13 protein-coding genes are annotated in these 13,643 nt (G+C 71.1%); 11 read left to right on the top strand and 2 right to left on the bottom strand.

Annotated features, from left to right (window positions below):
- Window positions 1–122 precede the first annotated feature (122 nt).
- From ACIRF9_RS31870 to ACIRF9_RS31850, 5 genes are all read left to right on the top strand, one after another.
- A complete protein-coding gene (locus tag ACIRF9_RS31870) occupies window positions 123–2,360 on the top strand; it encodes an MMPL family transporter (protein WP_403829112.1) in 2,238 nt (745 codons plus the stop codon).
- Window positions 2,361–2,702: 342 nt separating this feature from the next.
- Entirely contained in the window at window positions 2,703–3,266 is a 564-nt protein-coding gene (locus tag ACIRF9_RS31865) for a lamin tail domain-containing protein (RefSeq protein WP_403829110.1), read from the top strand.
- A gap of 159 nt (window positions 3,267–3,425) precedes the next feature.
- Window positions 3,426–4,097, top strand: a complete 672-nt coding sequence (locus tag ACIRF9_RS31860; protein ID WP_403829107.1) for a hypothetical protein — start codon at window positions 3,426–3,428, stop codon at window positions 4,095–4,097.
- 187 nt (window positions 4,098–4,284) lie between these two features.
- Complete coding sequence (locus ACIRF9_RS31855) at window positions 4,285–5,916, top strand: penicillin-binding transpeptidase domain-containing protein (RefSeq protein WP_403829103.1); 1,632 nt, start codon at window positions 4,285–4,287, stop codon at window positions 5,914–5,916.
- 170 nt (window positions 5,917–6,086) lie between these two features.
- Window positions 6,087–7,754, top strand: coding sequence for a penicillin-binding transpeptidase domain-containing protein (locus ACIRF9_RS31850; protein WP_403829100.1), 1,668 nt, complete (start codon window positions 6,087–6,089; stop codon window positions 7,752–7,754).
- A gap of 27 nt (window positions 7,755–7,781) precedes the next feature.
- On the opposite strand, the gene ACIRF9_RS31845 is transcribed toward ACIRF9_RS31850, so the two are convergent.
- Entirely contained in the window at window positions 7,782–8,135 is a 354-nt protein-coding gene (locus tag ACIRF9_RS31845; RefSeq protein ID WP_403829097.1) for an SsgA family sporulation/cell division regulator, read from the bottom strand.
- A gap of 196 nt (window positions 8,136–8,331) precedes the next feature.
- Here ACIRF9_RS31845 and ACIRF9_RS31840 point away from each other — a divergent pair, with 196 nt between their 5' ends.
- The 6 genes from ACIRF9_RS31840 (at window position 8,332) to ACIRF9_RS31815 (ending at window position 13,199) form a co-directional block, all read left to right on the top strand.
- Window positions 8,332–9,390 (top strand): energy-coupling factor ABC transporter permease, encoded by a 1,059-nt coding sequence (locus tag ACIRF9_RS31840; protein WP_403829094.1) that lies wholly within the window; start codon window positions 8,332–8,334, stop codon window positions 9,388–9,390.
- 4 nt (window positions 9,391–9,394) lie between these two features.
- Window positions 9,395–10,156, top strand: coding sequence for a cobalt ECF transporter T component CbiQ (gene cbiQ, locus ACIRF9_RS31835; RefSeq protein ID WP_403829092.1), 762 nt, complete (start codon window positions 9,395–9,397; stop codon window positions 10,154–10,156).
- Window positions 10,144–10,905 carry an energy-coupling factor ABC transporter ATP-binding protein gene (locus tag ACIRF9_RS31830; protein WP_403829089.1) on the top strand — a complete coding sequence of 254 codons (762 nt, stop codon included), beginning with the start codon at window positions 10,144–10,146 and terminating at the stop codon, window positions 10,903–10,905. Before cbiQ ends, ACIRF9_RS31830 begins: the two co-directional genes overlap by 13 nt.
- The gene (locus tag ACIRF9_RS31825) at window positions 10,902–11,384 is read left to right on the top strand and encodes a MarR family winged helix-turn-helix transcriptional regulator (protein ID WP_403829086.1); all 483 of its coding nucleotides are present in this window, start codon (window positions 10,902–10,904) and stop codon (window positions 11,382–11,384) included. Before ACIRF9_RS31830 ends, ACIRF9_RS31825 begins: the two co-directional genes overlap by 4 nt.
- A gap of 164 nt (window positions 11,385–11,548) precedes the next feature.
- The gene (locus tag ACIRF9_RS31820; protein ID WP_403829442.1) at window positions 11,549–11,953 is read left to right on the top strand and encodes an organic hydroperoxide resistance protein; all 405 of its coding nucleotides are present in this window, start codon (window positions 11,549–11,551) and stop codon (window positions 11,951–11,953) included.
- Window positions 11,954–12,035: 82 nt separating this feature from the next.
- Window positions 12,036–13,199: a serine hydrolase domain-containing protein gene (locus ACIRF9_RS31815; RefSeq protein ID WP_403829084.1), complete on the top strand. Its 1,164-nt coding sequence runs from the start codon at window positions 12,036–12,038 to the stop codon at window positions 13,197–13,199.
- On the opposite strand, the gene ACIRF9_RS31810 is transcribed toward ACIRF9_RS31815, so the two are convergent.
- A complete protein-coding gene (locus ACIRF9_RS31810) occupies window positions 13,196–13,471 on the bottom strand; it encodes a DUF1876 domain-containing protein (RefSeq protein ID WP_403829082.1) in 276 nt (91 codons plus the stop codon). The two genes, ACIRF9_RS31815 and ACIRF9_RS31810, sit on opposite strands and share 4 nt — an antisense overlap.
- Window positions 13,472–13,643 lie beyond the last annotated feature (172 nt).

The raw sequence follows: 13,643 nt of genomic DNA, 5'->3' as shown, positions 1-13,643 counted from the left end.
TGACGCGACCGCTCACGTCGTCGGGCCGATCACCCCTGTCTCCCCGCCGGGCTGATCACCCCTGCCCTCGAGGGCCTGACACAGGCCCCCACACCCCACGACCTGACCGGGAGTACGCCTCCGTGGCCACGTTCCTCTACAAACTCGGCCGGTTCTCGTTCCGGCGGCGGCACTTCGTCGCCCTGATCTGGATAGCCCTGCTGACGCTCGCGGGCGTCGGCGCGGCCTCCGCGCCCGCCGCCGGCTCCAGCTCCTTCTCGATCCCCGGGGTGGAGGCCCAGAAGGCCTTCGACCTGCTGGAACAGCGCTTCCCGGGCTCCAGTGCCGACGGCGCCACCGCGCGTGTCGTCTTCAAGGCGCCCGACGGGGAGAAGATGACCGACGCCGCGAACAAGGCGACGGTCGCGAAGACGGTCAAGGAGCTGGGGGACGGCTCCGAGGTCGTCTCCGTCAGTGACCCGTACACGACCAACGCGGTGAGCAAGGACGGCACGGTCGCCTACACCTCCGTGAAGTTCGAGGCGAAGTCCCAGGAGCTGAAGGACTCCTCCAAGGAAGCCCTGGAGACCACCGCCGACAAGGCCAGGGACGCCGGACTGACCGTCGAGATGGGCGGCGACGCGCTCCAGGCCCAGGCCGGGCAGGAGGCCCTCGGCGAGATCATCGGCCTCGCCCTCGCCGCGATCGTCCTCGTCGTCACCCTGGGCTCGCTCGTCGCGGCCGGACTGCCGCTGCTGACGGCGATCATCGGCGTCGGTATCGGCGTCTCCACCATCACCGCCCTCGCCAGCGCGCTCGACCTCGGCGACACCACCTCCACCCTCGCCCTGATGATCGGTCTCGCCGTCGGCATCGACTACGCGCTGTTCATCGTCTCCCGCTACCGGACCGAACTGGCCGAGGGCCGCGACCGCGAGGAAGCCGTCGGCCGGGCCGCCGGCACCGCGGGCTCGGCGGTCGTCTTCGCCGGGCTCACCGTCGTGATCGCGCTGGCCGGACTCTCGGTCGTCGGCGTCCCGATGCTGACCAAGATGGGTCTCGCGGCGGCCGGCACCGTCGTCGTCGCCGTCCTCATCGCCCTCACCATGATCCCGGCGCTGCTCGGCTACGCGGGCCGCAAGGTCCGCCCTGCCGACCAGAAGGGCAAGCTGCTGGGCCGGCGCAAGGCGAAGCAGTCCGCCGACGGCCCGGCCGTCGCCAAGCCCAACATGGGCGCCCGCTGGGCGAGCTTCGTCGTCCGCCGTCCCGTCGCCGTGCTGCTGTTCGGCGTACTCGGCCTGGGCGCGATCGCCCTCCCGGCCACCCAGCTGGAACTGGGCCTGCCCGACGACGGCTCGCAGCCCACCTCCACCACCCAGCGCCGCGCCTACGACCTGCTGTCCGAGGGCTTCGGCCCCGGCTTCAACGGCCCCCTGATGGTCGTCGTGGACGCCAAGGACAGCGCCGACCCCGAGGCCGCGGCCACCGCCGTGACCGACGAGGTCAAGGGCCTCGACGACGTCGTCACCGTCACCCCCGCCACCTTCAACAAGGCCGGCGACACCGCGATGATCACGGTCATCCCGGAGTCGAAGCCGTCCTCGGCCCAGACCGAGGACCTGGTGCACGCCATCCGCGACGCGGGCACCGGCGTGACGGCCGACACGGACGCCAACGTGCTGGTCACCGGCACCACGGCCATGAACATCGACTTCTCGCAGAAGCTCACCGACGCGCTGATCCCGTACCTCGGCCTCGTCGTGGGTCTGGCCTTCCTGCTGCTGATCGTGGTCTTCCGCTCGATCCTCGTCCCGCTGAAGGCAGCCCTCGGCTTCCTGCTCAGCGTGCTGGCCGCGCTCGGCGCCGTCGTCGCGGTCTTCCAGTGGGGCTGGCTGGCGAGCCTGATCGGCGTCGAGGAGACCGGCCCGATCATGTCGATGATGCCGATCTTCATGGTGGGCGTGGTCTTCGGCCTGGCCATGGACTACGAGGTGTTCCTCGTGACCCGGATGCGCGAGGCGTACGTCCACGGCGAGAGCCCGAGCCAGGCCGTCGTGACCGGCTTCAAGTACAGCGCCCGGGTGGTCGCCGCCGCCGCGGTCATCATGATGGCCGTCTTCGCCGGCTTCATCGGCTCCAGCGAGTCCATGATCAAGATGATCGGCTTCGGTCTCGCGATCGCCGTCTTCTTCGACGCCTTCGTGGTGCGCATGGCGATCGTCCCGGCGGTCCTCGCCCTGCTCGGCAGGAAGGCCTGGTGGCTGCCGAAGTGGCTGGACCGCGCCCTGCCCAACGTGGACGTCGAGGGCGAGGGACTGCGCGCGTCGGACGGCGCGAAGGACACGGACCCGGACGAGGACCGGGAGCTGGTACGCGTGTGACGCGTGCCGTGCGAGCGTGATCCGACCGCTCGTCCGAAAGACCGCCGGTGAGGGTTCCGTGGGGACGGGGCGCCCTCACCGGCTTCTTTTTGCGCGTCAAGTCCCCTGTATCCCCTGTGACCCACTTTCGGGTGAGAGGTGGTGTGGTGCCGGGTGCCATGGGGCTTGCGGGGTATGGGCCTTCTTGTGTTCAGCGCATAGATGGATATTACAGATGAGTGTCACCGCTATGTGGGCGATTCGTAACAGGAGGCGCGGACAGCCCAAACCGGACGGGTTTCGCGGCCAATGTGTGGGTCCTGTGGTCGACCGGCCACAACTCGCACCACGCAAGGAGACCTTGTGTCCGTACGCCTTGTTTCCGCCCGCCGTCTGGCCGCCGCCTCGCTCGCGGCCGCCGGAGTCATCGGGGCCGTGGCACTGCCGGCGTCCGCCGCCGACTACCCGCGCTTCGACCGGCCGAAGGTGGAGATCAGCGCCGTGCAGTACGACGCACCGGGCCGCTTCGACCGCTCCAACCGTTCCCTGAACAAGGAGTGGGTCGAGCTCACCAACAACACCCGCCACACCGTCAACCTGGACGGCTGGACGCTGTCGAACGAGGACGGCGACACCTACACGTTCCGCCACTACCGCCTGGAAGCCCGCTCCACCGTCCGCGTCCACACCGGTGAGGGCCGTGACAGCCGTGGTGACGTGTACCAGGACCGCCGCCGTGAGGTCTGGGACGACCGCCACGACACGGCCACCCTGCGCAACGACCGCGGCCGCTTCGTCGACGACGAGTCCTGGGGCTTCCGCCGCCACGGCGGTGACCGCTACGACCGTCGCGGGGACCACCGCCACCACGGCGGCGACCGCTACGACCGTGGCGACCACCGCTACCACGGCGGCGACCGCCACTGATCCGACGCTCCACACCGGCGGCGCGTCCGACCCTCGCTCCAGAGGGTCGGGCGCGCCGCCCTTGTGCGTGCCCTGCTGTTGAGCCGTGTCATTGGCCGGCCCCCTGCCGGCTGCGGCATGGCATCATCCGGGCTCAGGTGCTCACTCCGGGGGGAACTGTTGAGCGAACAGCCCGTACGCGTCCACAAGGTCCGGCAGGGCGGCACCGAGTTCCGGGTGATCCGGCCGGCGCCGGCCCCCGTACGGCTGGCGTTGCGCGACGACGGCCACTGGCTGTCGATGTACGCCGACCGGGAGGGCGCGGCCCAGCTCGTCGCCCTGTGGGCGCTGGCCGCCCGGTCCGCCCGCTCGCTGGTCCATCTCCCCCTCCGGGTCAACCCGGTCCCCGACGGCGTCGCGGGCGACGGCGCGCCGGTCTCGCTGGACCTGGTCCTGGTCCATCACAGCCTGCAGTTCCCGACCGCGTCGTGGAAGCGGGTCCGGGCGCGGCTCGGCGCCGGCGAACTCCGCACGGCGACCACCCCGGACCGGGACTTCCCCGACGAGGCGGCCATCGACCACGCGAGGCGACGCCACCGCGAGTACCGCGACCACCTCGCCTTCGACATCGCGGCGCACACCCTCTTCGTCGTGGGCAGTTCCACCGCGTTCCGCGAACACGGCACCGCGCTGCGCGGCCTCGTCGACGAAGCCCCGTCCCACGCGTACCGCCACCCCGGCGCCGGGCACTTCTGCGTCGAACTCGGCCACGGACCCTGGCCGCACACCCGGACCCGACGCCACGTGCCCGCGCGTCTGCACATCCAGTACTCCGACACGTGGCGACTGTGACGGTGCCGTACCCGCCCGCCATCCGTATCGACGGCCGGTGTTCACGTACGTGGTTGGACAAGTAGGGCTAACGATTCCGGCAACTGTGGCCCCCCGGTTCACTCTTTCCGTTTACTGTGAACCCGAACAGAGTTTTCTGAACGTGTTCAGAAACTGCTCGCAAGGGCTCAACGGGGAGGGTTCGCACATGCGCAAGGGGGCAAAGGCGGCCATAGTCGGCTCGGTGTTCGCCGTGATGGTGGGCGGAGCCGGCTACGGCGCCTTCAACATCGTGAACGCGCTGAACGGAGACGGCGGTTCGGGGGCGGGCGGGGGACCGGCGCCGGTGAAGACCGGGCCGCCGAGCAGTGCCGAGGTGAAGGACGCCAGCACCAAGTTCTTCGCGGCGTGGGAGAAGGGACAGGCGGCCGCGGCGGCCGCGCTCACCAACAACGCCGAGAAGGCGGAGCCGCTGCTGACCTCGTACGGCCAGGGCGCGCACATCACCCAGGTGAAGATCACACCGGGCACGGCTGCCGGGGACAGTGTGCCGTTCACGGTCAAGGCGACGGTGTCGTACGAGGGGAAGTCGAAGCCGCTCGACTACAAGAGCGAACTGACCGTGGTGCGAGGGGTCACCACCGGGAAGGCGCTGGTGGACTGGGAGCCGTCGGTCGTCCATCCCGAGCTCAAGGACATGGACGACACGCTGGTCACCGGCGAGGCGTCGGCGCCGCCGATCGAGGCCGTGGACCGCGACGGCAAGGTGCTGACCAAGGAGAAGTACCCGTCGCTCGGGCCGATCCTGGACGAGCTGCGCGGCAAGTACGGCGACAAGGCGGGCGGCACGCCCGGCATCGAGCTGGCGATCCACCACGCCGCCCCGGACGTCGCCGACACCCCGCTGCTGACCCTCTCGGAGGGCAAGGCGGGCAAGCTGCCCACCACCCTCAGCGCGCGTGTGCAGGCCGCCGCGGAGAATGCGGTCACGAAGTACGACGAGTCGTCGGTGGTGGCCGTCAAGCCGAGCACCGGTGAGGTGCTGGCGGTCGCCAACAACCGCGACGACGGCTGGAACGCCGCGTTCCTGGGGCAGGTCGCGCCCGGCTCCACCCTGAAGATCCTCAGCGCGGCCACGCTCATCGACAACGGTCTCACCACCGCGAACGGGCCCGCGCCCTGTCCGCCGTCGGCCGTCTCGGAGAGCCAGACCTTCCACAACATCAAGAACATGCCCCCGAACGAGAACGCGACGCTCTCGGAGAGCTTCGCGCGCTCCTGCAACACGGCCTTCGTGAAGTTCGCCGACGAGGTGAAGGTCGACTCCCTGACCAACGAGGCCAGGGACCGCTTCGGGATCGGCCTCGACTGGAAGACCGGCATCCCGTCCTTCGACGGCTCCGTCCCCGCCTCCGGCGGCCCCGACACCGCGGCCAACCTGATCGGGCAGGGCCAGGTCCAGATGAACCCGCTGAACATGGCGTCGGTGACGGCCACCGCGATGACGGGCACCTTCCGACAGCCGGTGATCGTGCCGCAGAGCCTCGACGACCGTGAACTGGCACACGCGCGTGGGCTGAAGGCCGGCACCGTCCAGCAACTGCGCGCCATGATGAACCGCACCGCGACCAGCGGCACCGCCGCCGAGGTGATGTCCGGTCTCGGCGGCGGCAGCATCGGCGCGAAGACCGGCTCCGCCGAGGTCGACGGACAGGCCAAGTCCAACAGCTGGTTCACCGGCTACCGCGACGACGTCGCGGCCGCGGCCATGGTCCTGGACGGCGGCCACGGCGTCGACGCGTCCGGCCCGCTGGTCAAGCAGGTGCTGCAGGCCGGGTGACGTATCTCCCGAGCCGCTGATTCAAGTCCGTAACAGGTGGGTGGCTGACGTCACACGTGACGTCACCCCCACAGCACGGGACTCTAGGGTGGTTGCCGTCGTTGGGGTGAGTGAGGGCAACGAGGGCAGCGGGGCATAGGGGGCCCCTGGGGATCCGGAGGATCACGGCAGTGGGCAAGAGAAGGCGCGTCGACGAGCGGCGCAGTAAGCGACGGCCCGCCGTCGTCGGCGGCATGGTCGCCGTCGTCGTCGGCGGCGCCGGATTCGGCGTGTACGCGCTGTACGGCGGCGGCGCCGCGGCCGAGGACGCTGCGGCGGCCAAGCTGAAGCCGGTGGTCAAGACCGGCCCGCTGTCGGCGACCGAGGTCACCACCGCGGCGCGGACGTTCCTCACGGCCTGGCAGCAGGGCTCGGTCGCGAAGGCGGCGGCCGCCACCGACGACGCCACGGCCGCCACCGCCCTGCTCACCGGCTACACCAAGGACGCCCACATCACGGACGTCACCCTCGAGGCCGGCACCCGGACGGGCGACAAGGTCCCCTTCTCCGTGACGGGGACGGTCACGTACAAGAAGGTCAGCAAGCCGGTCTCGTACGAGAGCGCGCTGACCGTCGTACGGCGGGCGAAGGACGGCAGGGCGACCGTGGACTGGCACGCGTCCGTGGTGCACCCCGACCTGTCCGACGGGGACACCCTGGTGACCGGTGAGGCGGGCGACCCGCCGGTCAAGGCGCTGGACCGCGACGGCGGTGAGATCACCGCCGCGAAGTACCCCTCCCTCGGGACCGTGCTGGACGGACTGCGCGAGAAGTACGGCAAGAAGGCGGGCGGTACGGCGGGCGTCGAGCTGCGGGTGGTGCGCGGCAAGGCGTCGAAGGCGAAGAAGGCCTCCGACAAGACCCTCCTGGAGCTCAGCAAGGGCACCCCGGGCACGGTGAGGACGACACTGAGCCCGACCCTGCAGGCCGCCGCCGAGCAGCAGGTCGCGAAGACCGCGCGCGCGTCCGTCGTCGTCCTGCGCCCCTCCACCGGCGAGATCCTCGCGGTGGCGAACACCGGCCACGGCTTCAACACCGCCTTCAACGGCTCGCTCGCGCCCGGCTCCACCATGAAGGTCATCACGTCGTCGCTGCTGATCGAGAAGGGGCTGGCGGCGGCGGACAAGGTGCACCCGTGCCCGAAGACGTTCACCTACGGCGGCTGGAAGTTCCACAACGACGACGACTTCCAGATCAAGGGCGGCACCTTCAAGGCCAGCTTCGCCCGCTCCTGCAACACGGCCTTCATCAGCCAGGCCGGCGACCTCGACAACGACAGCCTGACCCAGCAGGCGCAGCAGGTGTTCGGCCTGTCGATGAACAACTGGGCCATCGGCGTCCCGTCCTTCGACGGCTCGGTGCCGGTGCAGTCGGCGGCCCAGATGGCGGCCTCGCTGATCGGCCAGGGCGGGGTGCGGATGAACCCGCTGAACATGGCGTCGGTCTCCGCGACGGTGAAGTCGGGCACCTTCCACCAGCCGTACCTGGTGTCGCCGAAGGTGGACGGCCGCACGCTCGCCACGGCCTCGCGCACGATGTCCGCGTCCACGCTGTCGCAGCTGCGGGAGCTGATGAACTACACCGCCGCCTACGGCACCGCCGCCGAGGCGATGTCCGGGCTCGGACCCGACGACGGCGCGAAGACGGGCTCGGCGGAGGTCGACGGGCAGGACAAGCCCAACGGCTGGTTCACCGCCTACCGCGGCGACCTCGCCGCGGCGGGCGTCGTCCAGGCGGGCGGCCACGGCGGCGACACGGCGGGCCCGATCGTGGCGGCCCTGCTCAAGATGGGCGGCTGAGCCCCGAGAGGGTCCGCGGCACGCCGGTCAGTGGGTGACCGGCTGCCCGGCCATGTAGGTGCGGCGCAGGAACCGCAGGAGGGCCTTCGACTCGAACTGGACGACCGAGACGCCGTGCGCCGAGTGGAACTCGACGACCGCCTGGACCCGCCCGAGCGGCCAGACCCGTACCTCTCCGCTGCCGACGGGAGCGCGCAGGCCCTGTTCGAGGAGGGCGCGCGCGAAGGTCCACTCGTGCCGGCCGGGAAGGCCGACGCACACCGAGCGGGGGTCGTCCTCGGAGTCGTAGCGCAGGACGACGGGGACGGCTTCGTGTTCCTCCTCGAGGAGGTCCGCGTCCGTGACGATGTGGGCTCGCGCGTACTGCTCGATTACAGACATCGGCCGCCCTCTCACCCTGAGTGACCTGTGGGGAAGCTGTGCGTTCACTCCCCCTCCAATGTCGCATATTTTCCGGAATGCGCTCCTCCGGGCAGGCGTATCTCACATGTGCGATACCTGTGCGTCCCTTGCCGGGCCCAATTCACGAGCATCTCGCTCTTGCGAACCATTCGCATTAAGCCACTATCATCGAACGGTGCACGTACCCGACGGATTCATCGACGCCCCGACCTCCGCCGTGACCGCAGTCGTCGCCGCGGGCGCCATCGCCGTGAGCCTGCGCGGCGCGCGCCGTGAGCTCGACGAGCGCACGGCGCCGTTGGCCGGCCTCGTCGCGGCGTTCATCTTCGCCGTGCAGATGCTGAACTTCCCCGTCGCGGCGGGCACCAGCGGCCATCTGCTGGGCGGTGCCCTGGCCGCGATACTCGTGGGCCCCTACACAGGGGTCCTGTGCGTGTCCGTGGTCCTGCTGATGCAGGGCATCCTCTTCGCGGACGGCGGCCTGACCGCACTCGGCGTGAACATCACCGACATGGCGATCGTGACCACGGTCGTGTCGTACGCCGTCTTCCGCGGCCTGGTGAAGGTGCTGCCGCGCACCCGGCGGACCGTCACCGCCGCGTCCTTCGTCGCCGCCCTGCTGTCCGTCCCCGCCGCGGCCGTGGCCTTCACGTTCCTCTACTGGATCGGCGGCACCACCGACGTGGCGATCGGCAAGGTCGCCACCGCGATGGTCGGCGTGCATGTGCTGATCGGCCTCGGCGAGGCCGCGATCACCGCGCTGACCGTGGGCGCCGTGATCGCCGTACGGCCGGATCTCGTGTACGGCGCGCGCGGCCTGCAGCAGAGGCTCAAGCTGCGCGTGAACGGCGAGCTCGTCGACGTACCCGCCGCCGAGGGGGCGCGCACGGCGCCCGTCGCGGCGCGTACCTCCCGCCGCACGCTGTGGGCGACCGGTCTCGTCACCTCCCTCGTCCTCGCCGGCTTCGTCAGCTTCTACGCCTCCGCCAACCCCGACGGCCTGGAGAAGGTCGCCGCCGACCACGGCATCGACCAGACGACCGAGAAGCACGCGACCTCCGACTCCCCGCTCGCCGACTACGGCGTCGAGGACGTGACGAACGCCCGGCTGTCCGGCGGCCTCGCGGGCGTGATCGGCGTCGGAGTGACCGTCGTCGCGGGCAGCGCGGTGTTCTGGGCGGTGCGCCGGCGCCGTACGGCGGACGCCTCGCCCACCGCCGTAGAGAGCGTCTGACGCCGTGGGCGCCGGACACGCGCACCGGTTGTACCGGCACGGGCACTCGCCCGTGCACGGTCTGCCGCCGCACACCAAGCTCGCCGCCGTCTTCGCCTTCGTGGTCGTCGTCGTGTCGACGCCGCGGGAGGCGATGTGGGCGTTCGGCCTGTACGCCGTCCTGCTCGCGTTCGTCGCGCGTCACGCGCGCGTGCCCGCAGGGTTCCTGCTCAAACGTCTGCTGATCGAGGTGCCGTTCGTCGCGTTCGCCGTGCTGATGCCGTTCGTGGCGGAGGGCGAGCGGGTCGACGTCCTCGGTCTCTCCCTCAGCGTGAACGGCCTCTGGGGAGCCTGGAACGTCCTCGCCAAGGGCACCCTGGGCGTCGCCGCCTCCGTGCTCCTCGCGGCCACCACGGAGCTGCGGGAGCTGCTCCTCGGCCTCCAGAGGCTGAAGCTGCCCCCGCTGCTCGTCCAGATCGCGTCCTTCATGATCCGCTACGGCGACGTCATCACCGACGAGATGCGGCGCATGCGGATCGCACGCGAGTCGCGCGGTTTCGAGGCGCGGGGCGTACGGCACTGGGGGGTGCTCGCGAAGTCGGCGGGCGCGTTGTTCATCCGCTCCTACGAGCGCGGGGAGCGCGTCCATCTGGCCATGGTCAGCCGGGGGTACGCGGGTGCGATGCCGGTGATCGACGAGGTGACCGCGTCCCGGGCGCAGTGGACGTACGCGCTCGCGCTCCCGTTCGCCGCGCTGGCCGTCTGCGTGTTGGGATGGACCCTGTGACTGAGATGTCCCTGGAGGTCTCCGGCCTCGCCTTCGCCTACCCCGACGGCCACCAGGCCCTGTTCGGCGTGGACTTCGCCCTCGCGCGCGGGGAGCGTGTCGCGCTGCTCGGCCCGAACGGCGCCGGCAAGACGACCCTCGTGCTGCACCTCAACGGCATCCTGACCGGCGGCGCGGGCGCGGTGACGGTCGCCGGACTGCCCGTCGGCAAGCGGCACATGGCCGAGATCCGCCGCAAGGTCGGCATCGTCTTCCAGGACCCGGACGACCAGCTGTTCATGCCGACGGTCCGCGAGGACGTGGCGTTCGGCCCGGCGGCGGCCGGTCTGAAGGGCCCGGAACTGGAGGACCGGGTGGACCGGGCCCTGGCCCAGGTGGGCATGTCCGACTTCAAGGACCGCCCGCCGCACCACCTCTCCTTCGGCCAGCGCCGCCGGGTCGCCGTCGCGACGGTGCTCGCGATGGAACCGGAGATCCTCGTCCTGGACGAGCCGTCCTCCAACCTCGACCCCGCCTCCCGCCGCGAACTCGCCGACATCCTACGCTCGTTGGACGTGACCGTGCTGATGGTCACGCACGACCTGCCGTACGCCCTGGAACTGTGCCCGCGCTCGCTGATCCTCAGCGAGGGCGTGATCGCCGCGGACGGCCGCACGGGCGAACTGCTCGCCGACGAGTCCCTGATGAACGCCCATCGTCTGGAGCTGCCCTTCGGGTTCGACCCGCGCTCCGTCACAATGGGCGCGTGACGAATGGGCGCGTGACCGACGAGAACCGGACGGCCGAGCGTACGCCGCTGCTGGAGGAGCAGTTGTGCTTCGCCCTGTACGCGGCCCAGCGGGCGGTGACGTCCGCCTACCGGCCCGTCCTGGACGAGCTCGGGCTGACCTACCCGCAGTACCTCGTGCTGCTGGCCCTCTGGGAACGCGGCGAGACCACCGTCAAGGAGCTCGCGGCGGCCCTGCGGCTCGACTACGGCACGATGTCGCCCCTGCTGAAACGCCTGGAGGCGGCCGGCCTGGTCCGCCGGGAGCGCTCGGAGCACGACGAGCGCTCGGTGCTCGTCGCCTGCACCGGGCGCGGCGAGGAACTGAAGGGGCGCGCGGCGCGCGTTCCCGGCGCCCTGATGACCGCGACGGGGCTGGAGGCGGCGGAGGTCGCGCGGTTGCGTGAGGAGCTGTGGGGGCTCGCGGAACGGGCGCACGGCGCGGCGGGCCGCACGCGGTAGTTCCGATCTGAAGTTACCCGCGGTTACTACCCCCTGGTAGGAGCGCACCGACCTACCGGCCGGTACCTTGTGCACGATGTAACTAGGGGAACGTTTCTGGGGGAGGTCCCGCTGTGAGCGAAGGTGCCGCCGTCGACGCCGTCGACACCCGTCCGACGAAGATCATGTACGTAGCCGAGGCGACCGCGCACGGAGGTCGCGACGGGTATGTGACCAGCCAGGACGGCCAGATCGAGCTGAAGGTGGCGATGCCGCCGGAGCTGGGCGGCGACGGCAACGGCACCAACCCGGAACAGCTCTTCGCGGCCGGCTACAGCTCCTGCTTCCACAACGCGCTGATCCTCGTCGGCAACCGCGCGGGCTACGACCTGACCGGATCGACGGTCGCGGCGAAGGTCGGCATCGGACCGAACAAGACCAAGGGCTACGGCCTCGCGGTCGCCCTCAGCGTCTCGCTCCCCGTCCTCGACCAGGGTCTCGCCGAGAAGCTCGTGGACGCGGCCCACCAGGTGTGCCCGTACTCGAACGCCACCCGCGGCAACATCGATGTAACGATCATCCTGGGCTGACGAGACGCAGGAATCGCAGGCTCGTCGCAGCTGTTGACCGCAAGGTCGAAGGCGAGTCGAGCGAGCAGAAGGACGTACGGACGTGGACGTGAACGGTGCGGTGGCCGAGGGGTTCGAGCCGGTCCGCGAGGCGTTCGTACGGAACTTCGAGATGCTCGGGGACCGGGGCGCGGCGGTGACCGTCTACCGGGACGGGCACAAGGTCGTCGACCTGTGGGGCGGGACCCGGGACGTCGACGGCACGGCTCCCTGGGAGCGGGGCACCGCGCAGATCGTGCGGTCCGCGACCAAGGGCGTCGCCGCCGCCGTACTCCTGCTGCTGCACCAGCGCGGACAGCTGGACCTGGACGCGCCCGTGGGGACGTACTGGCCGCAGTACAAGGCGGCCGGCAAGGAGCGGACCCTCGTGCGGGACCTGCTCGCGCACCGCGCCGGCGTGCCCGTCCTCGACCGTCCCCTGACGCCCGCCGAGGCCGCCGACCCCGACCTGGGCGCGGCGGCGGTCGCCGCGCAGGCGCCCGCCTGGGAGCCGGGCACCGACCACGGCTACCACGCGCAGACGTACAGCTGGCTGACCGGGGAACTGGTGCGGCGGGTCACCGGGCGGACTGTCGGCGAGTGGATCGCCGACGAGATCGCCGGGCCGGTCGGAGCCGATCTGTGGCTGGGGCTGCCGCGGGCGCAGAGCGCGCGCGTGGGGCGCGTGGGGCAGATCGACGCGCCGGCGCCGACCGGGGGCCTGCGGACCCGGCCGAAGCGGTCCGTCGCCGACGCCTACGCCGACCCCGGCTCCCTCACCCGCCGCGCCTTCGCCGCGATCACCCCCCTGCCCGACGAGAACGACCCCGCCTACCGCGCGGCCGCCCTCCCCGCCTCCAACGGCATCGCCACCGCCGACGGACTGGCCCGCTTCTACGCCACGCTGATCGGCGAAGTCGAGGGCGGGGTACGGCTGTTCACCCCGGAGACGGTGGAGCTGGCGCGTGCCGAGCAGTCGGCGGGGCCCGACCGGGTGCTCGTCGTGAACACCCGGTTCGGCCTCGGATACATGCTGCACGGCGGCGCGTCCCCGCTGCTCTCCCCCACCTCCTTCGGCCACCCCGGCCGCGGCGGCGCCCTCGGCCTCGCGGACCCCGAGTCCGGCATCGCCTTCGGTTACGTCACCAACGGCTTCCGGACGAGCGTGACGGCGGACCCGCGGGCGCAGGCGCTCTTGCGGGCGGTACGGGCGGCGATCGCCGGCTAGATGTTGATGGGGTGGGACGTCCGCCCCGACGCGTCGTCGATCTCCCCGTGGGCTTTGGTCAGCAACTGCATGGCGAGCTCGTTGAGGGCGCGGGCACCCGCGATCTCCTCGCCCACCCGGGGCTGATTGGCGTCGATCTGGTGCCGGCTGGCGTGCCCGTGGGCCCGTACCTCGGTCCCGTCGGGCAGCCGGACCAGCGCCGCCGCATCCGTGTGCTGCTCGTCCTCCTTGAACTCCAGCTCGACGTGCCATCCGACAGTGGTGTGCGACATGGGGATCACCTCCGGAACTCCTGCTTCCAGGGTGCTCCTCCGGACGCCCGCCCGCACCCATACGGCACAGCGCGGGCGCACCCCGGCCACGGGCCGCACACCGACCCCGGCGCCCCCTCCCTCATCGAACCCGGGCGCGTCAAACGGACGTTCGGCAGCCGCGGTCACCGCG

It is taken from the genome of Streptomyces sp. NPDC096132 (assembly GCF_044763345.1).
Classification (GTDB): Bacteria; Actinomycetota; Actinomycetes; order Streptomycetales; family Streptomycetaceae; genus Streptomyces.
The sequence above is the reverse complement of the archived record's forward strand: the minus strand, read 5'-3'. Positions and strand labels throughout refer to the sequence as shown.